The organism is Streptomyces sp. NPDC025793 (assembly GCF_055558375.1).
The window spans coordinates 137841-164386 of sequence record NZ_JBVHMR010000015.1 but is presented as its reverse complement, the minus strand read 5'-3'; the positions used below and the strand labels follow the sequence as shown (position 1 = coordinate 164386).

Here is a 26546-nt window from a genome sequence, read left to right as displayed (position 1 = left end):
TGATTTCTCCACAAACGTAGCTCAACCGAGGGCTGTTGCGGCCCCCTTGAGCACCAATCCGGCGCCCAGGGCCAGGACGGTGAGCGCGGAGGCGAGCGGCAGGCTCCGGCGCACGAGCGCGCTCACGGGGTGCGCGGTCCACCGCGGGCGCCGTTCGAGCACCCGGGACGCCCCCGAGCCCAGCCGGACCACGGCGACCCCGGCCGCGGTGAGCGTCAGCGCGAGCCCGGCGCCGTAGGCGACGACGAGCAGCAGCCCGAACCAGGCCTTGCCGAGTGCGGCGGCGCCGACGAGCACGACCACGGCCGACGGACTGGGCACGAGCCCCCCGGCGAAGCCGAGCAGGATCGTGCCGCGCAGGGTGGGCACGGTGGGGTGGGTGTGGGTGTGACCGCCGTGGGTGTGGGTGTGGGTGTGGGTGTGCTCACCGTGGGCGTGGCCGTCATGAGGGTGCGTGTGGGCGTGTTCGTGGCCGTGTGTCCGGTTCCGCAGTGCCCGGCGTACGAGGTTCACGCCCGCCGCCAGGACCAGGGCCCCGCTCGCCAGGCCCAGCCAGGCGATCACCGAGGGCGTGGCGGTGGACCCGGCGGTGACGAGCAGGCCCAGGGCGACGACGCCGAGGGTGTGGGTGACGGTGACCGACGCGGCCAGCGGCAGTACGTCCCGGAGCCCGGCCCGGCCGCCGCGCGCCGCCGCGGTGGCCGCCATCAGGGTCTTGCCGTGCCCCGGCGCGAGGGCGTGCAGGGCGCCGAGGACGACCGCGACGAGCAGCGCGAGGGCGGCGAAGCCGACGGTGAGGTCATGGCGGGCCACCAGACCGTCGAGGGCCCGCGTCCAGCGGTCGGCGCCCCGGGGCAGCACGGAGGCGGCCGGGGCGTCCGGCCGCTCCTCGGCGAGGGCGGGACCGCCGGGACGCACCCGCAGCGACGCGGTGGAGACGTCGGCCGGAGACGACAGCAAGTCCTTGGGATACGTGGTCAGTTCGTGCGAGACGGACGTCCTCGGCACGTCCGAGCCGGTGAGCGTCGTCCGGTCGCCGCGCGCCGTGATCTCCCGCCAGCCGGGACCGGACCAGTTCGTGTCGGCGCGGAAACCGAGGGCGAGCGACCCGGTGCGGGGGAGCGGGGCGGTCCAACGGCATTCCACCCGCAGGGTGTTGAGCCCCGCCTGGCCGGGCCGTGGCGTGGCCCGGCTGTCCCGCACGGTGAGGGGGACACGGCGCCCGGCCACGCTCACCTCGCTGCCCCGGGCGTCCCGCTCGCAGCGCTGCCGGGCCCACCGAGCCGTCCCCAGCCGCTCGATGTCGGGCTTCGCCTGGGTCGCCGGAATCTCGGCCAGGTCCTCGACGTGCTCCACCCGGAGCTGCCCCGGCGCCGGGACGAGTCCGTCGTACCGGTTGACGGTGAAGTTGCCGAGCGGATGCGCGCTCGCGGCGGCGGCCGGCAGGAACACGAGCGCGCACCCGGCGGCGAGGACGAACGGCAGACGCGGTCTCACTTCGCGGCCTCCAGGGCCGTGCGGGCCGCGGCCGCGCCCACGGGGGAGAAACCGGGGTTCAGCTTCAGGGCCGAGGCCAGCAGGGCGCGGCCGGCCGCACGGTCGCCGGTGGCCACCTCGATCACGCCGCGGTGGTAGAGGAAGAGGGCGTTGCGGTAGCCGGTGGCGGTGGCCCGACGGGCGTAGGAAAGGGCCTCGGCGTCCCGGCCGTTGACGTGCAGCGCCCAGGCGAGCGCGTCCGCCGTGTGCACGGTGTGCCGACGGGCCCACTCGGCGCGGGCGGCGCGCAGGGCGGCCGCCTTGTCGCCGTGGTCGGCGGCGGCCAGCGCGGTGTCGAGGTCGGCGTCGACGCCGTTGGCGCGGGCCAGCGCGACCCAGGTGTCCACGAGCGCGTACTGCTCCCGCGCCCTGGCCCGGTCCCCGGCCGCGCCGCGCGCCTCGTACAGCTCGCCCAGCTCGACGAGCGGAGCGGGCAGCGGATACCGGGACACCACCGACTCCATGCCCGTGATCGCCGCGGCCCGGTCACCGCTCGCGGCCTGCGCCCGGGCCCGGCCCTCCAGTGCGGGGAGGTAGGTCTCGTCGGCGGCGAGGGCGCGCGCGTACTCCGCGAGCGCGGTCCCGTACTCGCCCTGGTTCCAGGCGAGTTGGCCGAGCTGGGCGGCCACGTAGGCGATGTCGCCGGGCGAGGTGGCGGAGGACAGCGCCTGCTGGAGGACCCGGCGTGCGCCCGGCACGTCCCCGCGCAGCTCGTGCACGTACGCGTACCGCGTGAACACCGGCACGCCCGGCCTGCGCGCGTCGGCGGTGTCCGCCGCCCGCGCCGCCTCGTCGTACCGGCCGAGCTCCACCAGGGCGTCGACACGGGAGCACAACGCGCGTTCGCTGTACGGGTTCTGCCGCAGCGCCCGGTCCGCGTAGGTCAGCGCGCCCGCGAAGTCGTGCCGCGCGGCGGCGAGCGCGGCGCGTCCGGCCAGCGCCTGGTCGCTGTCCGGCGCCAGTGCCAGGGAGCGCCGCAGCGCCTGGTCCGCCTGCGGGTACCGCGACGGGTCGCCCTTGGTCCGCGCCTGCTCGACATAGGCCAGGGCGAGCGTGGCCCAACTCCCGGCGTCCTTGGGTTGGGTGCGCAGATGCGCCTGGAGCGAGGCGATGCTCGCGTCCAGGTTCCCGGTGCCGAGGAGCCCGGGATCCACGGCACGGGACGCGGCAGGCGCGGCCGCGGGCGCCCGGCCGGCGCCGACGGCCACCGCACCGCCCGTCAGCGCCGTCGCCAACAGTACGGCAGCGCCCCCGAGTTGAAGGATTCGCCACCGCCGCCCGGCGGCGCCCCGCTCGTCGGCGGCGGCCGTGTCGTTCTCGTTCTTCGCGCGCGGGCTCATGGCCTCTCCGCCTCTCCTTGCTCCGTCTGCTCCCCGTCTGCTCCGTCGACGGGGTGGGAGGCGCGGCCCGCCGTGGGGGGGGATACGGGCCGCGCCGGTCTGGGGTGGGGACGGGGTCAGTACGGGCGCTGCAGGCGGCGGCGCCACCAGGCGAAGGCGGTGCCGAGCAGCAGGATCCCGGCCGCGCCCGACGCCGCCGACGCGGCGATCAGCATCGTGTCGCCGGAGCCGCCGGAGGAGCCCGCCGGCTGGAGCGCGTCGCCCAGCTGGCTGCGGACGTCCGTGCCCGCGCTCGTGCCCTTGGCGAGCGGGCCGCGCGAGCCGGAGGTGGGCTCGGCGACGTACGGGAAGGACTTCTCGAAGGTCTGGTCGTTCGCGTTCACCCCGTCGCCCAAGTCGTTCTTCATGCCGACCAGTTCGCCCTCCATCACCTGGAGCGCCTCGTCCACCACGTCGTCGCCGAGCCGACGGCCGTTCGGGAAGCCCGCGTTGTCGCCGTCCAGGACGCCGAGCCGCTTGGGGTGCGCGCTCGGCTTGATCGACGTGTTCAGGCGCAGCTCCTCCGAAGGCCGCACGTTCGGCGGCTGGTTGAGGCCCTTGACCCCCTTGAGGAACACGTCGACCAGGTCGTTGCGCGGCTCGCTCGGCGCCTTGATCTTGTAGATCGACTCGATGAGCTTCGGCAGCTCGGGGTGGATGACGTTGTTCAGGAACCGGCCGTCGTCGGCGGGCTGGGAGGCGTTGAACCTGTCTTTGTCCTTCTGCGGGTTCACGACCTCGTTCACCAGCGGGTTGCCCAGGCGGGAGACCTGGCTGTAGTAGCCCTGCGCGTTACGGCGCTGGGTGGTGGACCAGATGCCGACCACCGGCTGGCCCGCGGACTCGCGGATCAGGGCGGTGGGCACCTGCAGGGCGATGGTGTTCACGTTGTAGCCCTTGAGCGTGTCGTTGCCGACCTCGCTGAGGTTGCCTCCGTACAGCAGGTCGAAGACGCGCAGGTCGGCGAAGAACGGGTCGTCCGCCTGCCCGGCGAAGGTCGTGCCGCCGCCCTTCGTCCGGTGGATCGCCTGGGCGCGCAGTCTGGCGTAGTCCGGCATGGACGCCTTGCCGACGTCGGAGGGCGCCACCGGCACGTCGTTCGCGAGCTTCGCGCGCGAGACCACCCGCCCGTGCCTGAACTGGAGCAGATCGATGTCGTAGGTCTGCGTGATGTTGAGGTTCGGGTCGTCGAGGCTCTTCACGACACCGGTGTTGTAGAGGAACGTCCTGCCGTTCTTCGTGTGGGTCCTGAAGGTGTAGCGGAAGACCAGATCGTCGTGCGCGTCGCCGTTGTTGTCGATGTGCAGGTCGTACTGGGCGTCGTCGGCGAACGTGTAGAAGTTCGGCCCGCCCGCCGGCTCCTCGAACGGGATCCAGTTCGCCACGATCGTCGTCGTGTCGGGCTTGTCCGGGCTGACGAACGCGTACAGGTCCGTGTTGTCGTACTGCGGGGTCCCCGAGATCAGCGGGGCCTCCCGGTGGGAGGAGGCGGAGGCCGCCCCGGGGGCCAGCGCGGCGACGCCCGCGGCGGTGAGCCCGCCGGCCGCCAGCGCGCCGCACAGGAGCGTGACCAGGCCCGTGCGGCCCCGGCCGCGCCTGGAAACAAGAGGTGTCATGCCGTCTGTCCGTCCGTCCTCGGTGCCGACTTGCCCTTGACGGACGCTCATTCGGAGCCGGGCGGGGGACGGATTGGCCGGACGGGAAAAAAGTTTTGGGCGGCTTCCGACCCGCGTTTTCGGCCCGCTGATCCGTATCACCGGCGGGAGGTGGGCGTTCGTGCGGATGCGTGGAGCACGGGGAGGGGCCGGCTGCGGCCACGGCGAGGGGGCCCGCATACAGGCGGACGAGCTGCTCGTGCTCGTCGCGGGCGGCGATCACCGGGCGTTCGAGGACCTGTACGCCCTGGTGTCCGGCCCGGTGTACGGGCTCGTCCGGCGGGTGGTGCGCGACCCCGCCCAGTCCGAGGAGGTGGCCCAGGAGGTGCTGTTGGAGACCTGGCGGTCCGCTGCCCGGTTCGATCCGGGCCGGGGCAGCGCGCTGTCCTGGATCCTCACCCTCGCCCACCGCCGCGCTGTCGACCGGGTGCGCAGCGCCCGCGCGGCCGGCGAACGCGAGCAGCGGGAGGCACTGCGCGCCGGGGAACCGGCGTTCGACCAGGTCGCCGAGGAGGTCGAGGCGGGACTGGAGCGGGAGTGGGTGCGCCGCTGTCTGCAGCGGCTCACGGACCTCCAGCGCCAGTCGGTGACCCTCGCCTACTACGACGGCTACACCTACCGTGAGGTCGCAGAGCGGCTCTCGCTGCCGCTCGGCACGGTCAAGACGCGGATGCGCGACGGACTCACCCGGCTGCGCCAGTGCCTGGGAGGCGCCGCATGAGCATCCTCGGCAGGCTGCTGCGCCGCGGCGATCCGCACTCCCTCGCTGCCCCGTACGCGCTCGACGCCCTCGAACCCGGCGAGCGGCGCCGGTTCGAGAAGCATCTGCGCGACTGCGAGCGCTGCGGCGCCGAGACCCGGGCGCTGGCCGAGGACGCCGTGCGGCTCGCCTGGTCCACGGCGGCCCCGGCACCGGCCGCCCTGCGGGACCGGGTGCTGGCCGCCGTACGCGCGACACCGCAGGCCCCGGCGCCGGCCGCCGCGGCGTCGGGCGCGGAGCACACGCCCCGGCTGCCGCCGCACGTCTGGGGCACCCAGCCGCCGCCGGGACGCACCCGTACGCCCCGCACGCGCCCCCTGTTCGTGCCGCTCGCCACGGCGACCGCGGCGGCGGCCCTCGTCGTCGCCTCGCTCTTCGGGGTCCAGGCGCACCGCGCACAGGGCCGGCTCGACGCCGCGCAGGTGCGGGCACGTGAGATCGCCCACGTTCTGGCCGCTCCCGACGCCCGCGCCACGAGCAGCAAGGACGCTCGGGGCCGCGGTATCGGAGTGATCGCTTCCGCCTCGGAGCAGGAGGCCGTCGTCACCCTCAGCGGATACGGCACCCCGTCCGGCGGCCGTGTACACCAGCTCTGGCAGATGCGCCCCCATGCGCAACCGCGCTCCCTCGGGCTCTTCACGGCTGACACGCCGCTGATCGCCAAGGGGCTTGAGACCTCCTCGACGTCACTCGCCGTAACCGTCGAGCCTGGCGGCGGCTCAGCGCAGCCCACCGGCCAGCCCATTGTCCAACTCACCCTGAAATCGGTCGGATTCGGAGAGTAGTCATCGAGGGATGGTCAACCTCCTTGCGGGGAAGGTGAATCCTGTGGCCGAGATACACGCGTGCCGCCCTGGGGCGATAGGGTTACCCTGCCCGGGCCGGGTGGACTCGTACGGGTGGGGAGTGACATGGATCAGATAACAGTGCGCAGCAGGGCCAGGATCCCTGCGATCACCTGCGGGAGCAGCGCGACCAGTTCGCGCCTCGACCGCCATCTGTCGGTGCTGGCGGGTCCCGCCATACCGCAGCGGGAGACGGTCGAGGCGACCTCGCTGATGCTCGAACTGACGGCGCGTGACACCGCCCACCAGCGCAGTGACCGGGGCAAGCGGGTCAGCCGCGTCTCCCTGTTCGCGCCGCTGCGCCGGCTGCGCCGCTCGCTCTTCGGCGGTCACGGACGCGGGCACTGAACGGGCCGAGCGGACGGTGAGCCGCCGCTGACCGAGCGAGCGGCCCCCTGGAACCCATCCGGGGCGCCCGCGCTCAGGCCGTCACACCGTCCCGGCGCATCGCTGCGATCTCGTCGTCCGTCATCCCCACGGCACGCAGCAGCGCCCCGGTGTGCTGCCCGAGCGCGGGCACATCACCCATCCGTGCCTCGTCCCCACCCGGCAGCTGGGGCAGGGAGGCAGCGCCCCTTCAGCGGCCCCAGTGGCGAACCCACCTGACGCCACCGCTCCCCGCTCGGCCGGCCGCCGCCCCTCCCGGTCGTTCCGCACGGACAGCGGCACGTGCCCGCCGCCGGCCGTCGGACAGGCGTCGTACGGCGCGATCACGGCGTGCGCGAGCCCGGTACGCGCGGGGGACTCGCCCCCGTGCATCGCGTGGTGCAGCGGTGCCCCGGCTCCGGAGTCCCGGTCACCGACACGAGCCCGGAAGTAGTGCGGTTCAGCCGCCGCGGCTGTACCGGCGCACCGCCAGGGGCAGGAACACGGCGCTGAGCGCGAGGCTCCAGGCGAGCGACCCGGCGACCGGGTGCGTCACGGGCCAGGCGGCGCCGCGCGGGACGGGCGCGTTGCCGAACAGGTCTCGCAGGGCGGTCGTCACGGCGCTGATCGGATTCCACTCGGCGACCGCGCGCAGCCAGCCCGGCAGGTTGTCCGTGGGGATGTACGCGTCGGACAGCAGCGGCAGCACGAAGGAGGAGGCCCCGAGCTGCCCGGCCGCGTCCTCGCTGCGGGTGAGCAGCCCGAGGTGGATCCCGACGCAGGTGCAGGCGAACCGGAAGAGCAGCAGCAGCCCGACGGCGGCGACGGCGTCGAGCGTGCCGCCCTCGACCCGCCAGCCCACCGCGAGCCCCACCAGCAGCAGCGGAATCGTGCCGAGCGTCGTGACCACGAGGTCCGCCACGGCCTGACCGAGGGGTACGGCGGCCCGGCTCACCGGCATCGTCCGGAACCGGTCCATCACGCCCCGGTGGGTGTCGGCGGCGGCCTGGAACATGCCGTTCATCAGGCCGCCGGCGGCGGTCGCGACCAGCAGTCCGGGCACCAGGAAGGCGCGGTACTCCCGGCCGGGCATGGCCAGCGCACTGCCGAAGACGTAGCCGAAGAACAGCAGCATGTTGACCGGCATCAGCTGGGTCAGGACCGTCAGGCCCGGGTTGCCCAGGACCCGGCGCAGCTGCCTGCCCGTCATCGCCAGGCCGTCGTGGGTCAACGCGCTCATGTCACCGGCTCCTTGCTGTCGGCGGACGCGGCCCCGGAGCCTCCGGTGAGCCGCAGGAAGACGTCGTCGAGGGTGGGCGGGCGCAGGCTCGCGTCGAGCAACGGCACGCCCGCCGCGTCGAGTTCGCGCACCAGGCGCGGCAGGGTCAGCGTCGGGTCGGTGGTGACCGCGCCGACGGCGCCGCGCTCGCGGTCGAACACGGGCTCGCCGCCGGTGAGCTGGTCGAGCACGGCGGCGGCCTTCGGGAGCGCGTCCGGGGCCGCGACCACGGCCTCGGCGTACGACCCGATGAGCGCCTTGAGTTCGGCGGGCGAGCCGGTGTGCGCGACCCGGCCCCGGTCCACCAGGGCGATGCCGTCGGCGAGTTGGTCCGCCTCCTCCAGGTACTGCGTGGTCAGCAGCACCGTCGTGCCGTCCGCCCGCAGCTCGCGCACCGCCTGGTGGACGTGGTTGCGGCTGGCCGGGTCGAGCCCGGTGGTCGGCTCGTCGAGGAAGAGCACGTCGGGGCGGCGGATGAGGCTCGCCGCGAGGTCCAGCCGGCGCCGCATGCCGCCCGAGTAGGTCGAGGCCTTGCGGTCGGCGGCCTCGGTGAGCCCGAAGCGCTCCAGCAGTTCGCCGGTCCGGTCGGCCGGTCCGCGCACCCGGTGCAGCCGGGCGAACAGCCGCAGGTTCGCCCGCCCGGTGAGGTCCCCGTCGACCGAGGCGTACTGCCCCGTGACCGAGATCCGGCTCCGTACGGCGGCGGGTTCGCGCACGAGGTCGCACCCGGCGACCCGCGCGGATCCGCCGTCCGGCCGCAGCAGCGTCGTCAGCAGCCGTACGGCGGTCGTCTTCCCGGCGCCGTTCGGCCCGAGCAGTCCGCAGACGGTGCCCTCGGCGACGGCCAGGTCCAGTCCCCGCAGGGCGTGGACGGCGCCGAAGCGCTTCTCCAGGCCTTCACTAAGTACAGCGTACGTAGTTGTCATGCGTCGACCATAGCGCACTGCGTACGCTGTACGTAACTAGCATGGTGACCGAGGTGATGACCGATGGCAGTCCGAGGGACCGTCCCCGAGGTGATCTGGGCGCGCCCCGAGCGCACCGGGCGGGGTCCGAAACCGGCGTACACCCGCGACGACATCGCGGCGGCCGCCGTCCGGATCGCCGACGCGCAGGGGCTCGACGCGGTGTCGATGCGGCACGTCGCGGCCGAGCTCGGGTGCGGCACCATGTCGCTGTACAACTACGTCCCCCGCAAGGAGGACCTGTACGAGCTGATGATGGACACGGCCAGCGCGGAGCACGTCCTGTGGGAGCCGGGCGGCGACTGGCGGGCCGACCTGATGAGGGTGGCGCGCGAGACGCGCGCGCTGATGCGCCGGCATCCGTGGATGGCGCGCCTGATGTCCCCCGTCTACGGCTTCAGCCCCCACGCCCTGCGCTATCTGGAGCACTGCCTGGCCTGCCTGGACCCGCTGGACGCGTCCTACGGCACGAAGCTGGAACTCGTCGCGATGGTCAACGGCGTGGTGACGACGTACGTCCGCAACGAACTCGACACCGCCGAGCGGGTGCGTGCGCTGCCGTGGTCGGAGGCCGAGGAGAACGGGGCGCGCGGCGCGTATCTGGGGCGGCAGCTGGCCTCCGGCGCGTTTCCGAGGATGGCGGAGGTGTTCGCGCGGGACGCGGGGCCGGTGGATCTGGAGGAGGTCTTCGAGCGGGCGCTCGGGCGGCTGCTCGACGGCTTCGCCCCGGGGAACGGCGACCGGCGAACCGGGAACGCTCCGGGGGGCAACTCGCCCTGATCGCACAGACCCCCGCGGCGGCCCGTCTTCAGGGCATCCCGCTCTGGCTGCGCGGCGGCTGGGCCGTGGACTTCTTCCTCGGGGAGGTCACCCGGGAGCACGGGGACATCGACCGGCGCGCGCGGGCACGGGACGCCGCGCCCCTCGCCGAGCGGCCCGCCCCCGATCTCCAGCTCGACTTCGTCAGGGGCGCGCTGGGCAGCAGTTTCACCCTCGCCGACCGGGATGCGACGGTGGGAATTACGGTGGGGCACGAGGCCCTTTCCTGTTCGGGGCGGACGTCGTGGTCGACACCGAACCCGGAAGGTCTTCACCTGTTCAAGATCCCTCAGCAGACACCTGGCCCATCCGTCCACGACCTCGCCGGACGGAACCGTCAGAGCAGAGCGAACTGGCCCTCCGGGCCCTCCTCGTGGTGGTCCAGGACGGAGGCGGGGCGGCGGGACGCGGCCGGTGGCGGAAGGATGCCGGCCGCGTGCAGATCGCCGGTGGTGATCGGCGAGGCGATCTCCAACTCGGCGCGTCCCTGGCACAGTTCGGCCAGCAGGGCCAGGACCGTGATGAGTTCCAGCAGCTCCGAGGTCCAGCCCTGCGGCCAGACCGCCGGGCGGATCGCCGCCAGGGTGCCGGCGGCGGCCGGGGCGGTACGGGCCGTGAACCAGGACTCCAGCACCCGGACCCCCGCCACCTCGAAGTCCCAGGCCTGCGGCGGGACGGGGGAGATGCGGCCGTCGTCCAGGTGGAGGGTCTCCTCCTCGGCGTCGTAGTGCACGGTGAGGGGGCGGGGCGGCAGGGGTGCGCGGACGTAGGGGCGGCGGCCGCCCGGCAGCTTGGGGCGGTCGCCGTCGCGGCGCATCAGCCACCGGGTGCGGCGGCCCAACTCCACACCCCGGTCCCATACTTCGGCGTCCCCGGTGAGCGGGACGGTGAGGTCCGGGCGGACCGCCGCCAGGATCCAGGCCAGCAGGTCCGCCGCCGTGGGGCGGCTGCCGAGGCGGTCCGCGAGAAGGCCCAGCAGGCCCGGCGCCAGATTGGGTTCCGCGCCGCCCGGGCGGCGGTAGAGGGGGCGGATCCGGGTGCCGCGCAGGGTGGGCAGGAGCGACGTGGCCAGCAGCGGGAGACCGGGGTCGGCCGTCTCCGCCGTGAACACCTGGTGCGCGTCCGCCACCCGCCACAACTCCGGGCGGGCGGCGTCGAGCAGCCGGTGGTCCGGGATCAGCCACTGTTCGTCGAAGGGGGCGGCCAGCACCCGTACCGGCCGCGCGCAGGGGCCCTCGGCGCGGGCCAGCCGCTCCGTGCCGGTCGACTGCCCCGGCAGCTGGCCCACCGCCGAGTCGAGGGTGCGGGCGCGGCTCGGCTCGAACAGGGCCAGGCGGCCCTCGCCCTCGGCCGTCAGCAGCGCGTCCCAGCGGGCCGTCAGGGAATCCGGATCGGGCGCCACCGGCCAGGCGCGCCCCGGCCGCAGCGGTGCGACGGACCACGGCATGAGGTCCGCCAGCAGCGGAGCGTCGGCGTACGTCACGCAGGGCATGGTACGGGCTCCCTGCACGGACCGGTTCAGGTCGCCTCCAAGGTCACCGTGAACGAGAACCGGTCCCCCCGGTAGTGGATCACCGCCACGTCCAGCACCCGGCCCTCGGTGTCGTACGTCACTCCCGTGTAGTGCAGGATCGGGCTGAGCAGCGGTACTTGGAGGAGACGGGCGGTCTCCGGGTCGGCGAGCCGGGCCTCCACCGTGTCCGTGATGCGGCTGATGTCCGCCCCGACCATGTCCCGCAGCACCTTCGTCATCGGCCAGCGGATCAGGTCCTCCAGGTCGACGTGCGCGGCCAGTTCGGGGCGGATGTGGTTGACGGCGTGGTTCGTCGGCTCGCCGGTCTTCTCGTCGCTGCGCAGCCGGTGGTACGTCGCGACCTCGTCGAGGTCCGGGAAGTACTCGGCGAGCGGTGCCGGCACGGGTGCGCTGCCGTGGTCCAGCAGCTCGGTCGTCATGCCGGACTGCTGGGCCACGATCGCGTCCACCGAGCCGAGCAGCCGCACCGGGGCGCCCCGGTGGGCGTCCGGCTCGATGAACGTGCCGCGCCGCCGGTGCCGGCTGATCAGCCCCTCGTCCTCCAGCTCCTTCAGCGCCTGCCGCATGGTCAGCACGCTCACCCCGTAGTGCTCCGCCAGCTGCTCCTCGGTGGGCAGCCGCAGCGGGGCCTCGGCCGAGCGGCCCAGTATCGAGGCGCGCAGCGACTGCGACACCTGGTACCAGAGCGGCAGCTTGCGGTTCAGGACGATCGAGTCCGGGGCGAAGGAGGTCACACGGCTATCCGTACCTGTCGATGAACATCAGGCGCAACACACGTGTCACGCGCGGAAGTGGGGCTCCAGACCCCGCCACACGTCGTCGTAGCGCGGCTGGAGGTGGTCGGCGCCCGCCGCGTGCGCGGTGAGGGCCACCGGCCAGCGGGTCTCGAACATGAACGCCAGACCGTCGTCGATCTTCTGCGGCGTCAGCTCGGCCGCGCTCGCCCGGTCGAACGTCTCCCGGTCCGGGCCGTGCGCCGACATCATGTTGTGCAGCGAGCCGCCCCCGGGCACGAAGCCCTCGGCCTTCGCGTCGTACGCGCCCTCGATCAGGCCCATGTACTCGCTCATCACGTTCCGATGGAAGTACGGCGGCCGGAACGTGTCCTCGCCCACCAGCCAGCGCGGCGCGAAGAGCACGAAGTCCACGCCGGCCAGGCCCGGGGTGTCCGACGGGGAGGTCAGGACCGTGAAGACGGACGGGTCCGGGTGGTCGTAGGAGATGCTGCCGATGACATTGAACCGGCGCAGGTCGTAGACGTAGGGCACGTGGTTGCCGTGCCAGGCGACGACGTCGAGCGGGGAGTGGTCGTAGGTCGCCGCCCAGAGGTTGCCGCAGAACTTGTTCACCACCTCCACCGGGCCCGCCCCCTCCTCGTACGCGGCCACCGGCGCCCGGAAGTCCCGTGCGTTGGCGAGCCCGTTGGCGCCGATCGGACCCAGGTCGGGGAGGCGGAACGGCGCCCCGTAGTTCTCGCAGACGTACCCGCGGGCGGACTCGTCCAGCAGCTCCACCCGGAAGCGCACCCCGCGCGGGACCAGCGCCACGTGCGCGGGCTCCACGTGCAGGCGCCCGAACTCCGTGTGCAGCAGCAGCCCGCCGCGCTCGGGGACGATCAGCAACTCGCCGTCGGCGTCCGAGAAGACGCGCTCCATCGAGGAGTTGGCGTGGTACAGGTGCACGGCCATGCCGGTGCGCTGCGCCGCGTCGCCGTTGCCGCCGAGCGTCCACAGGCCGGCGAGGAAGTCCGTGCCGACGGGCGGCTCGGGCAGCGGGTTCCAGCGCAGCCGGTTGGGGTCGGGCACGGACTCGGTGAAGGGCGCCGTGCGGAGCGCGCCGTTGTCGGTGCGGGTGAACGCGGGATGCGCGGCCGACGGGCGGATGCGGTACAGCCAGGAGCGGCGGTTGTGCGCCCGGGGCTCGGTGAACGCCGAGCCGCTCAGCTGCTCCGCGTACAGGCCGAGCGGCGCACGCTGCGGCGAGTTGCGGCCCTCGGGCAGGGCGCCCGGCACCGCCTCGGAGGCGTGTTCGTTGCCGAACCCCGTCAGGTACGACAGTCCCGCGGCCGTCTTCCGCGCGTCCCCGCTCATGATCGCTCCCTCGCGTGCCGATTCCTATGTAATACCGTAGGAATGAGTGGGGGCGGGCGCAAGAGGATCTCGCCCACTCCCTCCGGGGGACCACGGAGACCGGCCGGAACCAGACTTCAGACGGATTCGAAAGGCCGGAAAGCTGTTCTACCCTCGCGACCATGCCCAGGACGCCGTGGACCCGCAGGACTCTCACCGCACTCGCGGCGTGCGTCCTGCTGCCGCTGGGCGCGGCGGGCTGTACGGGCGGTCACGCACGGGGCGGCGCGCCGTCGCCCGCGCCGGTGGGCAAGGTCCTGGGCGACACCGACGGGACGGGGCGCCATCTGCGCGAGGTCGACACGAAGAACGCGCCCGAGGTCGGCGTCGAGGTCACGCCGGACAGGCGCGACGGCTGGGACGTGCGCCTGACCTTCCGCCGCTTCCACTGCTCCGCGCCCGGCGCCGGACGCGCGGCGGCGACCGGACGCGGGCTCGCCTATCTCTTCGTCGACGGCCACGAGGCCGCCCGGCTGCGCTCGTACGACTACCACCTGCCGGGCCGGCTCGTCCCGCGCGGCACCCACCACGTCACCGCGCGCCTGTACGCCGACGACGGCACCGCGTGGGCCGTGCACGGCAAGCCGGTCCAGAGCACCGCCGACATCACGGTCTCGGACCCGGAGCCCTCGCGGAGCCCCGCGCCGGCCTCGTCGCCGACTCCCGCGCCGGCCTCGTCGCGGTCCGCGGGAAGGGCGTCCGCGCCGACGATGGGCGCTTCCCCGGTGCGATGAGTGCATCACCCACCGTTGTCCGTGCGGGAGGGCGAGGTTCACCGGACCCGGGGCGGAGAGGCATCATGAAGCCCGTGCCCCACGCGACTTCGCTCCGCCGTGCGCCCGTCCAGCGCCGCAGTGCCGAACGGCTGACCAGGATCCTCGACGCCTGTGCCGAACTCCTCGACGAGGTCGGCTACGACGACCTGAGCACCCGCGCGGTCGCGCTGCGCGCCGGTGTGCCCATCGGCTCCGTCTACCGCTTCTTCGGCAACAAGCGGCAGATGGCCGACGCCCTCGCCCAACGCAACCTGGAGCGCTACACCGAGCGCGTCACCGATCGGCTGAAGCAGGCCCCACGTGGGGGAGACTGGCGGGCCGCGATGGACGCCGTCCTCGACGAGTACCTCGCCATGAAGCGCACCGCGCCCGGCTTCTCGCTGGTCGACTTCGGCAATCAGATACCGGTCGGCGACCGCCGGTCCGAGCCCAACACCCGGGTCGCCGACCGGCTCGTCCGGCTGCTCTCCGGCCATGTCGGCCGCGCCCCGGACGACGAACTGCGGCGCGTCTTCCTGGTCGCCGTGGAGAGCGCGGACGCCCTCGTCCAGCTGGCCTTCCGCACGGACCCCCAGGGCGACGAGGCGATCATCACCGAGACCCGTGAGCTGCTGCGGGCGTACCTGGGCCGCGTGCTGGACTGAGTCGCCGGCCGCAAGGCTGTGACCTGGAATTCTGCGCTTATTGCTCGTGCGTCAACGTCTTGTTGACGCCGTTTGGCCGGACCTGACGTCATCGCACCGCCGACTCCCAGGCGGGATGTTCAAGGGCGAACGCCGGGTATCCACTCATGCTGACCATCCTCGGCTTCGCCGTGATCGCGACCTTCCTGGTCCTGATCAGGCTGAAGAAGATGTCGCCGATCGCGGCGCTCGTGCTGATCCCCGCACTCTTCCGTGTGTTCGTCGGCAAGGGCGCCCACCTGGGCGACTACGTCATCGACGGCGTCACCGCCCTCGCGCCCACCGCGGCGATGCTCATGTTCGCGATCGTCTGCTTCGGTGTGATGTTCGATGTCGGCCTCTTCGACCCGGTCGTGCGCGGCATCCTCAGGTTCTGCAAGGCCGATCCGCTGCGCGTCGTCGTCGGTACGGCGCTCTCGCGGCGATCGTCTCCCCGGACGGCGACGGCTCCACCACCTTCATGATCGCCGTCTCGGCGATGTCCCCGCTGTACAAGCGGCCGAAGATGTCCCTGGTCGTGATGACCGGAGTGGCCGCCATGGCCAACGGCGTGATGAACACGCCGCCGTGGGGCGGCCCGACGTCCCCCACGCTCGGCTTCGCTCGCGCGCAGGGACCCCCACCGCCGCCACCGCGCTGAAGGCCGACGCGAGCGATGCCTTCGTGCCGATGATCCCGGCCCTGGCCGTGGGCCTGCTGTTCGTCCTGGTCCTCTCCTGCGTCCTCGGCCGCCGCGAACGGCGCCGGCTCGGCGTGCTCACGCTGGACGAGGTGCTCGTGACGGAGCAGGAGACCGTCCTGGTGGGCGCCGGCTCCGCCAAGTCCCCGGCGTCCGCGGGGTTCGGGCCCCGGTGCCGGCACGGGCCCCGGCCGCCCAGGGGACGAGTCCGTCGAGGACGAGGGCTTCCAGGGGCTCGACCCCCGCCGCACCACCCTGCGCCCCGGGCCGTACTGGTGCGGCGCACTGCTCACGGTCGCGCTGCTGACCGCCGTGATCATGGAGTGGCCGCGGATCCCGGTGCTGTTCCTGCTCGGCGCGGCCCTCGCCCTGAGCGTCAACCTCCCGCAGACGCCCGACCAGGAGGCCCGCATCGCCGCCCACGCCGAGAACGTCCTCAACGTCTCCGGCATGGTCTTCGCCGCCGCCGTCTTCAGCGGCGTCCTCCAGGGCACCGGCATGGTCGACCACATGGCGACGTGGCTCGTGGACGACGTCCCCGACGGCATGGGCCCGCACATGGCCCTCGTCACCGGCGTGCTGAGCATCGCGCCGACGTACTTCATGTCCAACGACGGCTTCTCCCTCGGCGTCCTGCCGGTGCTCGCCGAGGCGGGCCGGGGCGCACGGCGTCCCGACGCTGGAGATCGCCCGCGCCTCGATCGTCGGCCAGCCCCTGCACATGTCCAGCCCGCTCGTCCCGGCCGCCTACGTCCTGGTCGGCATGGCCAAGGTGGAGTTCGGCGACCACACCCGGTTCGTCGTCACGTGGGCCGCGCTGACATCCCTGGCCGTGCTCGGGGCAGGAATCGTCTTCGGCATCGTCTGACAACCGCGAGCCGATCACTCGACGGAGGTCGTATCCATGGCACCCGGTGGGAACCGCGGCTGGCTGCTCCGCCTCGTCCTCGCCTTCGGCTTCGCGCAGGGGGCGGTGTCGATGGCCCGGCCCGCCGTCTCCTACCGGGCCCTCGCGCTCGGCGCCGACGAGCGGGCGGTGGGTGTCATCGCCGGTGTGTACGCGCTGCTGCCCCTCTTCGCCGCCGTACCGCTCGGTCGGCGCACCGACCACGGCCGGTGCGCCCCCCTGCTCCCGGCGGGCGTGGTCCTCATCTGCGGCGGCTGCGCGCTGAGCGGAGCGGCGAACTCCCTGTGGGCGATGGCCCTGTGGAGCGGGGTGATGGGCCTCGGCCACCTCGGCTTCGTCATCGGCGCCCAGTCGCTCGTCGCCCGCCGGTCCGCGCCGCACGAACAGGACCGCAACTTCGGCCACTTCACCATCGGCGCCTCCCTGGGCCAGTTCCTCGGCCCCATCGCCGCGGGCCTGCTGATCGGCGGTCCGGACATGGCCGGCAGCAGTGCCCGCGCCCTCGTGGCGGCGGGCGCGGGCGCGGCGGTCGCCCTCACCTCGCTGTGGCGACTCGAAGACCGCACGGTCCGTACGGCCGCCACGTCCCGTGCGGAGCGGGGCGACCGGGTCCCGGTCGGCCGCATCCTGCGCGCCCGGGGCGTCCCGGCGGGCATGCTCGTCAGCCTCTCCGTGCTGTCCGCCACGGACATCCTCACCGCCTACCTCCCGGTCGTCGGCGAACACCGGGGCATCACACCGGCGGTCGTCGGCGTACTGCTGGGCCTGCGCGCCGGGGCGACGATCGCCTGCCGTCTGGTCCTCACCCCGCTGCTGCGGCTGCTGGGCCGGCCCGCGCTGCTCACCGTGACCTGCTTCCTGGCGGCGGTGCTGTGCGCGGGTGTCGCCCTGCCGCTGCCGGTGTGGACGCTCGGCCTGCTCCTGGCGCTGCTCGGCTTCTGTCTGGGGGTGGGCCAGCCGCTGTCGATGACCACGGTGGTGCAGGCCGCGCCCGACGAGGCCCGCTCCACCGCGCTCGCCCTGCGCCTGACCGGCAACCGGCTCGGCCAGGTCGCCGCCCCGGCCGCCGCCGGTCTGGTCGCCGGGGTCACGGGCGCGGCGGCGCCGTTCGTGATGCTCGGGGCGTTGCTGCTGCTGTCGGCGGGGGTGGCGGTGCGCTCACCGGGGCGCAAGGGGGCCGGACGGGTGGCGGGGAAGCGGGCGGGGCGTACGGGATTGCGCCGCACGAGCGATCTCTGACGGCGCGTCGGAGGTCGGTGCCGTGGGATGAGGCGGCCATCGCGCAGAGTCCAGACGAAAGATGGATTTGTATGAAAATCGTCTGACTCGGAGGAACGTGCATGCCCACTCAGACCTCACCACGTGTTCTCGGCCCCCGTGCGGGCGCCACTGTCGTCATCGCCGCCCTGGCCGCAGTGGGTGCGTCGTGGGTGGCGGCGCCGCACGCGGCTGCCCAAGGGGAGAACGGCGACATCAGGGTGCACAGCGTGGGCGTGCCCTACGGTGTGACGAAGGATGAGCCGACGGTCTGCAAGTTCTACCTCGACGCCGTCAACTTCGACATCCTGCCCAATATCCCCTACATCATCCAGGCACAGCCCCCGCTGCCCAGTGCCGCCACCGTCACCGGGGTCATCCAGCTCGCCGGCGGCGCCGGACACACCGACGCGATCGGCCTGACCGACGGGCAGTACAAGCTCACCTGGGTCGCGGCGGGTGCCGTGAAGGAGAAGCTCTTCCGCGTCAACTGCCACGACGCCCGGCACGACGAGGGGCACGACGAGGGGCACGGTGCGAACGGACAGATCGAGGACCACCGGGACCACCATCAGCAGGACGGTCCGGGCTGGGACGGGAGAGACCACAACGATCCGCCGCGGGGCGGTGTGCACGCGGGCGGGGGCGGTCTCATCGACACGGCCGCGGCGTACTCGCCGGTGGCCGCCGCGGGTGTCGTGGGTCTGAGTGCGGTCGGCGGTGTGATGTACCTCCGCCGCAGCCGCCGGCGGCCTCATGGCGCCGCGTAGACGCCGACGCAGGCCCTGGCACCGGACCCGCGCCTACCGCCTCACCAGGACGGCCTTCCTGGTGACCGTCCTGGTGGCGGCGGGGCGCCGGTGCGCGGGCGGGTACGCCGGGCCGGGGGACCAGGGCGGGATGACGGCCGCCCATGGAGCGGGGGCGGCCGGGGCACGATCCTGCGAGGCGCCTTCCGGACGCCCGCCCGACCCGCTGTCGCGGTCCCGGCCGGTGTCCTTCCGCATCCCCTCGCTGGGCATCGACGGCCAGATCACGGGCCTCCGGCTCGACAGGGCAGGGCAGTTGGAGACCCCGCCCATGGACAGGCCCAAACTGGTCGGCTGGTACGAGGGCGGCCCCACACCGGGCGAGTCCGGCACCGCGATCGCCGTCGGCCACCGGGACACGTCGACCGGCCCGGCCGTCTTCGCCGGGCTCGCCCAGGTCAAACCCTGCAAGCTCATCGAGGTGAGCCGCGCCGACGGTCGCACCGCCGTCTACACGGTGGACCGGATGACGGTGTACGACAAGGCGGGCTTCCCGGACAAGGAGGTCTACGCCCCGGCCTGGCGCCCGGAGCTCCGCGTGCTGACCTGCGGCGGCTACTACAGCCGGCGGACGGGCTACACCAGCAACGTGGTCGTCTTCGCCCACCTCACCGCCGTACGCGAACCGGGCACGTCGGCGGCAGCCCGCTGAACCACGGCGGCCCGCCGATCCGCGGCCGGCCCGGCAGGGCAGGGGGTGGGCGAGTGAAGGCCGCCCGGCCCGGCGATGATGTCCGGGAGCGTCCGGTGGAGCCGGTGGTGTCTGGCGCAGAAAAACTAACGCCGCTAGTTTGTGTGCCGGACGATGCCGACCCGCCGGGAGGAAGCAGCATCATGAGGGCACATGACGGCCTGTACATCGACGGCGCCTGGCGCCCCGCCGTGAGCGCGGACGCGATCGACGTCGTGAACCCGGCCGACGAGCAGGTCATCGGCCGCGTCCCGGCCGGTGGCGCAGCGGACGTCGACACGGCCGTCCGGGCGGCCCGGGCCGCCCTGCCCGGCTGGGCCGCCACGCCCCCCGCCGAGCGCGCCGCACGCCTCGCGGCGCTCCGGGACGTCCTCGTGGCCCGCAAGGATGAGATCGCCGAGACGGTCACCGCCGAACTGGGCTCCCCGCTCCCGTTCTCCCAGGCCGTGCACGCGGCGGTGCCGATCGCGGTCGCCGGCTCCTACGCCGAACTGGCGGCCGCCCACTCCTTCGAGGAAAAGGTCGGCAACTCCACCGTCCTCGCCGAGCCGGTCGGTGTCGTCGGCGCGATCACCCCCTGGAACTACCCCCTGCACCAGATCGTCGCCAAGGTCGCCCCGGCCCTGGCCGCCGGCTGCACGGTCGTCCTCAAGCCCGCCGAGGACACCCCGCTCACCGCCCAGCTGTTCGCCGAGGCCGTCCACGAGGCGGGTGTTCCGGCCGGTGTGTTCAACCTGGTCACCGGCCTCGGCCCGGTCGCCGGCCAGGCCCTCGCCGAGCATCCGGGCGTGGACCTGGTCTCCTTCACCGGCTCCACGGCCGTCGGCCGGCAGATCGGCGCCGTCGCCGGAGCGGCCGTGAAGAGGGTCGCCCTCGAACTCGGCGGCAAGTCCGCCAACGTCATCCTGCCGAGCGCCGACCTCGCCAGGGCGGTGAACGTCGGCGTCGCCAACGTGATGTCCAACTCCGGCCAGACGTGCAGCGCCTGGACCCGCATGCTGGTCCACCGCGACCGGTACGACGAGGCCGTCGAGCTGGCCCGCACCGCCGCCGCCAAGTACGGCGACCGCATCGGCCCGGTGGTCAGCGCCAAGCAGCAGGCGCGGGTGCGCGGTTACATCGAGAAGGGCGTCGCCGAGGGCGCCCGCCTCGTCGTCGGCGGCCCCGAATCGCCGCACGAGAAGGGCTACTTCGTCAGCCCGACGGTCTTCGCCGACGTGACGCCGGAGATGACCGTCGCCCAGGAGGAGATCTTCGGACCGGTCCTCGCGATCCTGCCGTACGACGACGAGGACGACGCCCTGCGCATCGCCAACGGCACGGTGTACGGCCTCGCGGGCGCCGTGTGGGCCGCCGATGAGGCCGAGGCGGTCGCCTTCGCCCGCCGCATGGACACCGGCCAGGTCGACATCAACGGCGGCCGGTTCAACCCCCTCGCCCCCTTCGGCGGGTACAAGCAGTCCGGGGTCGGCCGGGAACTCGGCACGCACGGACTCGCCGAGTACCTCCAGACCAAGTCCCTCCAGTTCTAAGGAAGTACGCGACCCATGGCCGTACGAGCCGCCGTCCTGCCCGCCGTCGGCGCGCAGTTGGAGATCACCGACGTCGAGCTGCCCGACCCCGGACCCGGACAGGTCCGCGTCCGCCTCGCGGCCGCGGGCGTCTGCCACTCCGACCTGTCCCTGTCCAACGGCACCATGCGGGTGCCGGTCCCGGCCGTCCTCGGCCACGAGGGCGCGGGCACGGTCGTGTCGGTGGGCGAGGGCGTCACACACGTGTCCCCGGGTGCCCCCGTGGTCCTCAACTGGGCGCCCTCCTGCGGCAGTTGCCACACCTGCTCGCTCGGCGAGGTCTGGCTGTGCGCCAACGCGCTGAACGGCGCCGCCGACGTCTACGCCCGCAGCGCCGACGGCACCGACCTCCACCCCGGCCTCAACGTGGCCGCGTTCGCCGAGGAGACGGTCGTCGCCGCGTCCTGCGTGCTCCCCCTGCCCGAGGGCGTGCCCCTCGTGGACGCCGCCCTCCTCGGCTGCGCCGTCCTGACCGGGTACGGCGCCGTGCACCACTCGGCGAAGGTCCGCCCCGGCGAGACGGTCGCGGTCTTCGGTGTGGGCGGCGTGGGCCTCGCCACCCTCCAGTCGGCGCGCATCGCGGGCGCGTCCCGCATCATCGCCGTGGACGTCTCCCCGGCGAAGGAGGAACTGGCCCGCGCGGCCGGCGCGACGGACTTCGTCCTCGCCTCCGACACCACCGCCCGCGAGATCCGCGCCCTCACCGGCAAACAGGGCGTGGACGTGGCCGTGGAGTGCGCGGGCCGCGCGGTCAGCATCCGCGCCGCCTGGGACTCGACCCGCCGGGGCGGCCGTACGACGGTGGTCGGCATCGGCGGCAAGGAGGAGCAGGTCACCTTCAACGCCCTGGAGATCTTCCACTGGGGCCGCACCTTGTCCGGCTGCGTCTACGGCAACACCGATCCGGCCCGCGACCTGCCGGTCCTCGCCGCGCACGTACGCGCGGGCCGCCTGGACCTGTCCGCCCTGGTCACCGAACGCATCGTCCTGGAGGGCATCCCGGCGGCCTTCGAGAACATGCTCGCGGGCAAGGGCGGCCGGGCGCTGGTGGTGTTCTGAGGCTCGCGCCCCGAAGACGCCCGGGGGAGCCGGAATTCAGCGCAACGCTTCCGCAGGAATGCCGAGCAGCTCCGACAACTCCCGCTCCCCCGACGCGGTCACCTTCACCGCCCGCTCCGACCCGATCCGCGCACACCACCCCGCCTCCAGCGCGTGCCGGCACAGCGCGGCCCCGGCCGCCCCCGCGAGATGGGGCCGCCGCTCGGTCCAGTCCAGGCAGGCACGGGCCAGCGGACGCCGGCCCGAGACCTCCAGCCCCATACCCATCTCCCGGAACCACTGCACCCCCGCGTCCGTCAGCGCGAACCCGGTGTCCTGCCGCAGCAGCCCCCGGACGGTCAGCGCGTCGGTGAGCGCGATCCCGAGCCGCCCCGCGAGATGGTCGTAACACGTGCGCCCCCGCGCCATCGCGGACCCGGCACCCGACTCCCGCAGGGTACGAGGGGCCCGGCGCGCCGCCGCAGGCACCTGCGCGGCGAGATCCTCCACGAGCCCCGCGACCCGCGCGTCGGCCAGCCGCACATACCGGTGCCGCCCCTGCCTCTCCTGCGCGAGCAGGCCGCCGGCCACCAGTCTGTCCAGGTGCTCGCTGAGCGTGGACGCGGCGACCCGGGCGTGCCGGGCCAGCTCACCCGCCGTCCAGGCCCGCCCGTCGAGCAGCGCCAGCAGACACGTGGCCCGGGTCTCGTCGGCGAGCAACGCGGCGAGCGCGGCCAGTGCGGCGGCCCGCGGATCCTTGACGGTCATGCCTCCCAGCATGCGGCACCGACATTTCGGCGCCCGCCGAACTATTGCTGCCCTCCCTGTTTGGCCTGCTCGTACTGCCGCTCCAGCCCGTCCAGCAGCGCCGTCAGCCCCGTCTCGAAGGCCCGCTCGTCGATCTTCTCCTGCTGCTCGGCGAGGAGGTGGGCCTGGCCGAGGTGGGGGTAGTCGGCCGGGTCGTACGCGCTCGCGTCGTCCACGAAGCCCCCGGCGAACGAACCGAGCGCGGAGCCCATGATGAAGTACCGCATCAGCGCGCCGATGGAGGTCGCCTGGGCCGGCGGCCAGCCCGCGTCGACCATCGCGCCGTAGACCGCGTCGGCCAGGCGGAGCGCGGCCGGACGGCGGCCCGGGCCGCGGGCCAGCACCGGGACGATGTTGGGGTGGTCGCGCAGGGCGGCCCGGTAGGAGACGGCCCAGTCGTGCAGCGCGGTGCGCCAGTCGCGGCCGTCCTCGAACATGGCCAGGTCCACCAGGGCGCTCACCGAGTCCGCGACCGCCTCCAGGATCTGGTCCTTGGTGCGGAAGTGGTTGTACAGCGAAGGCCCGCTCACGCCCAGCTCGGCGGCGAGCCGGCGGGTGGAGACGGCCGCCAGTCCCTCGCGGTCCACGAGTTCCCGGGCCGTCTCGACGATCCGTTCGGTGCTGAGGAGGGGCTTGCGCGGTCGGGCCATGGCGCACATAGTAGGGCTGCGAGCCAGAAACTAGCAGTGCTAATTTAAATGTCCGGCTTTCAAGATCTGCCGCTCGTGCCGTCGTCTGCCGTGCCGTCTTCTGTGGGGTGATCTCGTGGTGAACCTGGAGCTGAGCGAGGAGCAGGCCGCCGTACGGCAGCTCGCCCGGGACTTCGTGGCGCGCGAGATCGCCCCGCACGTCGTGGCCTGGGACCGGGCCGAGGAGGTCGACCGGGGCATCGTGCGGAAACTCGGCGACGTCGGCTTCCTCGGGCTGACCGTCCCCGAGGAGTACGGCGGCTCCGGCGGCGACCATCTCGCGTACTGCCTCGTCACCGAGGAACTGGGCCGCGGCGACTCCTCCGTGCGCGGGATCGTCTCCGTCTCCCTCGGGCTCGTCGCCAAGACCATTGCCGCCTGGGGTGACGAGGAGCACAAGCGCCGCTGGCTGCCGGGTCTGACCTCGGGGGAGTACGTCGGCTGCTTCGGCCTCACCGAGCCCGGCACCGGCTCCGACGCGGGCAACCTCACCACCCGCGCCGTACGCGACGGCGACCACTACGTCGTCAACGGCGCGAAGATGTTCATCACCAACGGCACCTGGGCGGACGTCGTGCTGCTCTTCGCCCGCTCCACCGACGCCCCCGGCCACAAGGGAGTCTCCGCCTTCCTCGTGCCCACCGACGCCCCCGGCCTGACCCGCCGTACCATCCACGGCAAGCTCGGCCTGCGCGGCCAGACCACCGCCGAACTCGCCTTCGAGGACGTCCGGGTGCCCGCCTCGGCGATGCTGGGGGAGGAGGGCAAGGGCTTCTCCGTCGCCATGTCGGCGCTCGCCAAGGGACGGATGTCGGTGGCGGCCGGGTGCGTCGGCATCGCCCAGGCGGCGCTGGACGCGGCCGTGCGGTACGCCGGTGAGCGCGAGCAGTTCGGCAAGCCGATCGCCCGGCACCAGCTGGTGCAGGAGCTGATCAGCGACATCGCCGTCGACGTGGACGCGGCCCGGCTGCTGACCTGGCGGGTCGCCGATCTGATCGACCGCGGGCAGCCGTTCGCCGTCGAGTCCTCCAAGGCCAAGCTGTTCGCCTCCGAGGCCGCCGTGCGCGCCGCGAACAACGCCCTCCAGGTCTTCGGCGGCTACGGCTACATCGACGAGTACCCGGCCGGCAAACTCCTGCGCGACGCCCGTGTGATGACCCTCTACGAGGGCACCAGCCAGATCCAGAAGCTCCTCATCGGCCGTTCCCTGACCGGGGTTTCGGCGTTCTGAGTAACCGATCTGAGTATGTGTGCGGATGTGGCGCGGGCCACGTGCGTCGATGCTCTTCCCCATGAGTGACACACCGGTCAAGCAGCAGAGCACGACCGCCTTCTACGGCCAGTCCGTCGCGTCCTTCGCCATCGCCATGGCGGCCACCGCCATCGGCATCTACCAGCTCGACACCAACGCCTGGGTCCGGGCCTTCCTCGCGATCGCGGTCCTGTACCTCGTCACCTCCGCCTTCACCCTCGCCAAGGTGATCCGGGACCGGCAGGAGGCCGGGCAGATCGTCAGCCGGGTCGACCAGGCCCGCCTGGAGAAGCTCCTCGCCGAGCACGATCCTTTCGAGAAGATCTGAACCGCGAAGATCTGAACCGCGAAGATCTGAACCGCGAAGATCCGGGCAGGCGCGCTAAGCGAGCGCTCACCTTCGGCGGTATGGTGGTGCTCCTGTCATCGAGAGGGGCGAGCGAGCGATGAGTGCGGCGCAGGAGACGACCGGCGGCGAGATCGAGCCGTGGGAAGAGGTCACCCCTGACGCGGCCCGGCGGCTGCTGGTCGCCGCCGTGGAGGCCTTCGCCGAGCGCGGCTACCACGCGACGACGACCCGGGACATCGCGGGCCGCGCCGGCATGAGCCCGGCCGCGCTCTACATCCACTACAAGACCAAGGAAGAGCTGCTCCACCGGATCAGCCGGATCGGCCACGACAAGGCCCTCGACATCCTGCGCACGGCGGCGCGGCGCGAGGGCACCGCGGCCGAGCGACTGGCCGACGCGGTCAGTTCCTTCGTGCGCTGGCACGCCGGGCGGCGCACCACCGCGCGGGTCGTGCAGTACGAACTCGACGCCCTCGGCCCCGAGGCCCGCGCGGAGATCGTGGCGCTGCGCCGCCAGGTCGACGCCGAGGTGCGCGGGATCATCGAGGACGGCGTGGCCGCGGGTGAGTTCGACGTGCTGGACGTCCAGGGCACCACGCTCGCCGTGCTCTCGCTCTGCATCGACGTGGCCCGCTGGTTCACCGTGAACGGCCCGCGCACGCCCGAGGAGGTCGGCGCGCTCTACGCCGACCTCGTCCTGCGGATGGTGGGCGCCCGGTAGGGCGCCCGCTCCGTCACAGGTAGTACCGGGACACCGACTCCGCCACGCACACCGGCTTGTCGCCGCCCTCGCGCTCCACGGTGAACGCGACCGTCACCTGGACACCGCCGGTGACGTCCTCGACGCCGGTGATCTTCGCGGTGGCGCGCACCCGCGAGCCCACGGGGACGGGGGCGGGGAAGCGGACCTTGTTCGTGCCGTAGTTCACGCCCATCGTCACGCCCTCGACCCGGATCAGCTGCGGGCCGAACAGCGGCAGCAGCGAGAGCGTGAGGTAGCCGTGGGCGATGGTGGTCTTGAACGGCCCCTTCGCGGCCTTCTCCGGGTCCACGTGGATCCACTGGTGGTCGCCCGTGGCGTCGGCGAACAGGTCGATCCGCTTCTGGTCGACCTCCAGCCAGTCGGTGTACCCCAGCTGCTCGCCCACGGCCGCCCTCAGCTCGTCGGGGGAGGTGAAGGTCCTCGGTTCTGCCATGTTCCCGGCCTCTCGCTCGATTCTCTAAGCGACTGCTTAGCATGGTCGGGCGCGGGGCGCCTGTCAACGGACCGCGACGGGGATCGGGTCGCTAGGCTGTGAGGAGTGCCCCAGATTCCCGAGAAGATCCATGAGCTGACCGTCGGCCAGCTGTCCGCGCGCAGTGGCGCCGCGGTGTCCGCGCTGCACTTCTACGAGGCCAAGGGCTTGATCAGCAGCCGGCGCACCACCGGCAACCAGCGGCGCTACAGCCGGGACACCCTGCGCCGGGTCGCCTTCGTCCGCGCGGCCCAGCGGGTCGGCATCCCGCTGGCCATGATCCGGGACGCCCTGGCGGAGCTGCCCGAGGAGCGCACACCGAACCGTGAGGACTGGGCGCGGCTGTCGCAGCGGTGGCGCTCGGAGCTGGACGAGCGCATCAGGCAGCTGAACCGGTTGCGGGATCACCTGACCGACTGCATCGGGTGCGGCTGCCTGTCGCTGGAGAACTGCGTGCTGTCGAACCCGGACGACGTGTTCGGCGAGCGGCTGACTGGGTCGCGGCTGTTCGCGGAGGGGCGCTGATCGCCGCGCGG

At 73.1% G+C, this 26546-nt stretch carries 26 protein-coding genes and 3 pseudogenes; 17 read left to right on the top strand and 12 right to left on the bottom strand.

The window, feature by feature from the left end; translation table 11 throughout:
- Positions 1–21 precede the first annotated feature (21 nt).
- The 3 genes from ACZ4MF_RS27120 to ACZ4MF_RS27110 all read right to left on the bottom strand — a co-directional run bounded on the left by ACZ4MF_RS27120 (position 22) and on the right by ACZ4MF_RS27110 (position 4531).
- On the bottom strand, positions 22–1497 hold the full coding sequence (locus ACZ4MF_RS27120) for a nickel transporter (RefSeq protein WP_467494510.1): 1476 nt from the start codon (positions 1495–1497) through the stop codon (positions 22–24).
- Positions 1494–2876 carry a tetratricopeptide repeat protein gene (locus tag ACZ4MF_RS27115; RefSeq protein WP_467494509.1) on the bottom strand — a complete coding sequence of 461 codons (1383 nt, stop codon included), beginning with the start codon at positions 2874–2876 and terminating at the stop codon, positions 1494–1496. Before ACZ4MF_RS27115 ends, ACZ4MF_RS27120 begins: the two co-directional genes overlap by 4 nt.
- 116 nt (positions 2877–2992) lie before the next feature.
- Complete coding sequence (locus ACZ4MF_RS27110) at positions 2993–4531, bottom strand: DUF4331 domain-containing protein (RefSeq protein ID WP_467494508.1); 1539 nt, start codon at positions 4529–4531, stop codon at positions 2993–2995.
- A 217-nt stretch (positions 4532–4748) separates the two neighbouring features.
- Between ACZ4MF_RS27110 and ACZ4MF_RS27105 the strand changes: the two genes are divergently transcribed.
- The 3 genes from ACZ4MF_RS27105 (at position 4749) to ACZ4MF_RS27095 (ending at position 6523) form a co-directional block, all read left to right on the top strand.
- Complete coding sequence (locus ACZ4MF_RS27105; RefSeq protein WP_467494562.1) at positions 4749–5291, top strand: sigma-70 family RNA polymerase sigma factor; 543 nt, start codon at positions 4749–4751, stop codon at positions 5289–5291.
- Positions 5288–6115, top strand: coding sequence for an anti-sigma factor (locus ACZ4MF_RS27100; protein ID WP_467494507.1), 828 nt, complete (start codon positions 5288–5290; stop codon positions 6113–6115). The genes ACZ4MF_RS27105 and ACZ4MF_RS27100 overlap by 4 nt, the downstream gene beginning before the upstream one ends.
- A gap of 126 nt (positions 6116–6241) precedes the next feature.
- Positions 6242–6523 (top strand): hypothetical protein, encoded by a 282-nt coding sequence (locus ACZ4MF_RS27095; RefSeq protein WP_356022526.1) that lies wholly within the window; start codon positions 6242–6244, stop codon positions 6521–6523.
- A gap of 73 nt (positions 6524–6596) precedes the next feature.
- On the opposite strand, the pseudogene ACZ4MF_RS27090 reads toward ACZ4MF_RS27095, so the two are convergent.
- The 3 genes and pseudogenes from ACZ4MF_RS27090 to ACZ4MF_RS27080 form a co-directional block, all read right to left on the bottom strand.
- Positions 6597–6955 (bottom strand): annotated as a pseudogene (locus ACZ4MF_RS27090) (hypothetical protein); the annotation flags it as partial.
- A gap of 46 nt (positions 6956–7001) precedes the next feature.
- Entirely contained in the window at positions 7002–7781 is a 780-nt protein-coding gene (locus tag ACZ4MF_RS27085) for an ABC transporter permease (RefSeq protein WP_467494506.1), read from the bottom strand.
- Entirely contained in the window at positions 7778–8746 is a 969-nt protein-coding gene (locus tag ACZ4MF_RS27080) for an ATP-binding cassette domain-containing protein (protein ID WP_467494505.1), read from the bottom strand. Before ACZ4MF_RS27080 ends, ACZ4MF_RS27085 begins: the two co-directional genes overlap by 4 nt.
- Positions 8747–8809: 63 nt before the next feature.
- Here ACZ4MF_RS27080 and ACZ4MF_RS27075 point away from each other — a divergent pair, with 63 nt between their 5' ends.
- Positions 8810–9565 (top strand): TetR/AcrR family transcriptional regulator C-terminal domain-containing protein, encoded by a 756-nt coding sequence (locus ACZ4MF_RS27075; RefSeq protein ID WP_467494504.1) that lies wholly within the window; start codon positions 8810–8812, stop codon positions 9563–9565.
- A pseudogene (locus ACZ4MF_RS27070) lies at positions 9562–9693 on the top strand (nucleotidyltransferase domain-containing protein); the annotation flags it as partial. The gene ACZ4MF_RS27075 and the pseudogene ACZ4MF_RS27070, both read left to right, overlap by 4 nt.
- Before the next feature lie 248 nt (positions 9694–9941).
- On the opposite strand, the gene ACZ4MF_RS27065 reads toward ACZ4MF_RS27070, so the two are convergent.
- Genes ACZ4MF_RS27065 through hmgA form a run of 3 tightly spaced genes read right to left on the bottom strand, consistent with a single transcriptional unit; the run spans position 9942 to position 13228 of the window.
- Positions 9942–11096 (bottom strand): type ISP restriction/modification enzyme, encoded by a 1155-nt coding sequence (locus tag ACZ4MF_RS27065; RefSeq protein WP_467494503.1) that lies wholly within the window; start codon positions 11094–11096, stop codon positions 9942–9944.
- A 26-nt stretch (positions 11097–11122) separates the two neighbouring features.
- The gene (locus tag ACZ4MF_RS27060) at positions 11123–11872 is read right to left on the bottom strand and encodes a GntR family transcriptional regulator (protein ID WP_356022511.1); all 750 of its coding nucleotides are present in this window, start codon (positions 11870–11872) and stop codon (positions 11123–11125) included.
- 45 nt (positions 11873–11917) lie between these two features.
- Positions 11918–13228, bottom strand: a complete 1311-nt coding sequence (gene hmgA / locus ACZ4MF_RS27055) for a homogentisate 1,2-dioxygenase (protein ID WP_467494502.1) — start codon at positions 13226–13228, stop codon at positions 11918–11920.
- Positions 13229–13389: 161 nt separating this feature from the next.
- Between hmgA and ACZ4MF_RS27050 the strand changes: the two genes are divergently transcribed.
- The 8 genes and pseudogenes from ACZ4MF_RS27050 (at position 13390) to ACZ4MF_RS27015 (ending at position 21699) form a co-directional block, all read left to right on the top strand.
- A complete protein-coding gene (locus ACZ4MF_RS27050; RefSeq protein ID WP_467494501.1) occupies positions 13390–14001 on the top strand; it encodes a hypothetical protein in 612 nt (203 codons plus the stop codon).
- 65 nt (positions 14002–14066) lie between these two features.
- Positions 14067–14687, top strand: coding sequence for a TetR/AcrR family transcriptional regulator (locus ACZ4MF_RS27045; RefSeq protein WP_467494500.1), 621 nt, complete (start codon positions 14067–14069; stop codon positions 14685–14687).
- A 146-nt stretch (positions 14688–14833) separates the two neighbouring features.
- Positions 14834–16273 (top strand): annotated as a pseudogene (locus tag ACZ4MF_RS27040) (CitMHS family transporter).
- Positions 16274–16309: 36 nt separating this feature from the next.
- Positions 16310–17551 (top strand): MFS transporter, encoded by a 1242-nt coding sequence (locus ACZ4MF_RS27035; protein WP_467494499.1) that lies wholly within the window; start codon positions 16310–16312, stop codon positions 17549–17551.
- Positions 17552–17652: 101 nt separating this feature from the next.
- On the top strand, positions 17653–18339 hold the full coding sequence (locus tag ACZ4MF_RS27030; protein WP_467494498.1) for a hypothetical protein: 687 nt from the start codon (positions 17653–17655) through the stop codon (positions 18337–18339).
- Positions 18326–19030, top strand: a complete 705-nt coding sequence (locus tag ACZ4MF_RS27025) for a class F sortase (protein WP_467494497.1) — start codon at positions 18326–18328, stop codon at positions 19028–19030. Before ACZ4MF_RS27030 ends, ACZ4MF_RS27025 begins: the two co-directional genes overlap by 14 nt.
- Positions 19031–19212: 182 nt before the next feature.
- On the top strand, positions 19213–20601 hold the full coding sequence (locus tag ACZ4MF_RS27020) for an aldehyde dehydrogenase family protein (RefSeq protein WP_467494496.1): 1389 nt from the start codon (positions 19213–19215) through the stop codon (positions 20599–20601).
- A 15-nt stretch (positions 20602–20616) separates the two neighbouring features.
- The gene (locus ACZ4MF_RS27015) at positions 20617–21699 is read left to right on the top strand and encodes a Zn-dependent alcohol dehydrogenase (protein ID WP_467494495.1); all 1083 of its coding nucleotides are present in this window, start codon (positions 20617–20619) and stop codon (positions 21697–21699) included.
- Between the two features lie 36 nt (positions 21700–21735).
- On the opposite strand, the gene ACZ4MF_RS27010 is transcribed toward ACZ4MF_RS27015, so the two are convergent.
- Together ACZ4MF_RS27010 and ACZ4MF_RS27005 are read right to left on the bottom strand one after the other, a co-directional pair.
- Entirely contained in the window at positions 21736–22446 is a 711-nt protein-coding gene (locus ACZ4MF_RS27010) for an ArsR/SmtB family transcription factor (protein WP_467494494.1), read from the bottom strand.
- 41 nt (positions 22447–22487) lie between these two features.
- Positions 22488–23135, bottom strand: a complete 648-nt coding sequence (locus ACZ4MF_RS27005; RefSeq protein ID WP_467494493.1) for a TetR/AcrR family transcriptional regulator — start codon at positions 23133–23135, stop codon at positions 22488–22490.
- Positions 23136–23253: 118 nt separating this feature from the next.
- On the opposite strand from ACZ4MF_RS27005, the gene ACZ4MF_RS27000 reads away from it, so the two are divergent.
- The 3 genes from ACZ4MF_RS27000 to ACZ4MF_RS26990 all read left to right on the top strand — a co-directional run bounded on the left by ACZ4MF_RS27000 (position 23254) and on the right by ACZ4MF_RS26990 (position 25496).
- Complete coding sequence (locus ACZ4MF_RS27000; RefSeq protein ID WP_467494561.1) at positions 23254–24405, top strand: acyl-CoA dehydrogenase family protein; 1152 nt, start codon at positions 23254–23256, stop codon at positions 24403–24405.
- Positions 24406–24466: 61 nt separating this feature from the next.
- Complete coding sequence (locus ACZ4MF_RS26995; RefSeq protein ID WP_356022485.1) at positions 24467–24754, top strand: YiaA/YiaB family inner membrane protein; 288 nt, start codon at positions 24467–24469, stop codon at positions 24752–24754.
- A 118-nt stretch (positions 24755–24872) separates the two neighbouring features.
- Positions 24873–25496 (top strand): TetR/AcrR family transcriptional regulator, encoded by a 624-nt coding sequence (locus ACZ4MF_RS26990; RefSeq protein WP_467494492.1) that lies wholly within the window; start codon positions 24873–24875, stop codon positions 25494–25496.
- Between the two features lie 13 nt (positions 25497–25509).
- Here ACZ4MF_RS26990 and ACZ4MF_RS26985 read toward each other — a convergent pair whose 3' ends face one another.
- A complete protein-coding gene (locus tag ACZ4MF_RS26985; protein WP_356022481.1) occupies positions 25510–25971 on the bottom strand; it encodes a MaoC family dehydratase in 462 nt (153 codons plus the stop codon).
- Positions 25972–26076: 105 nt separating this feature from the next.
- On the opposite strand from ACZ4MF_RS26985, the gene soxR reads away from it, so the two are divergent.
- The gene (gene soxR, locus ACZ4MF_RS26980; protein WP_467494491.1) at positions 26077–26535 is read left to right on the top strand and encodes a redox-sensitive transcriptional activator SoxR; all 459 of its coding nucleotides are present in this window, start codon (positions 26077–26079) and stop codon (positions 26533–26535) included.
- Positions 26536–26546: the final 11 nt, after the last annotated feature.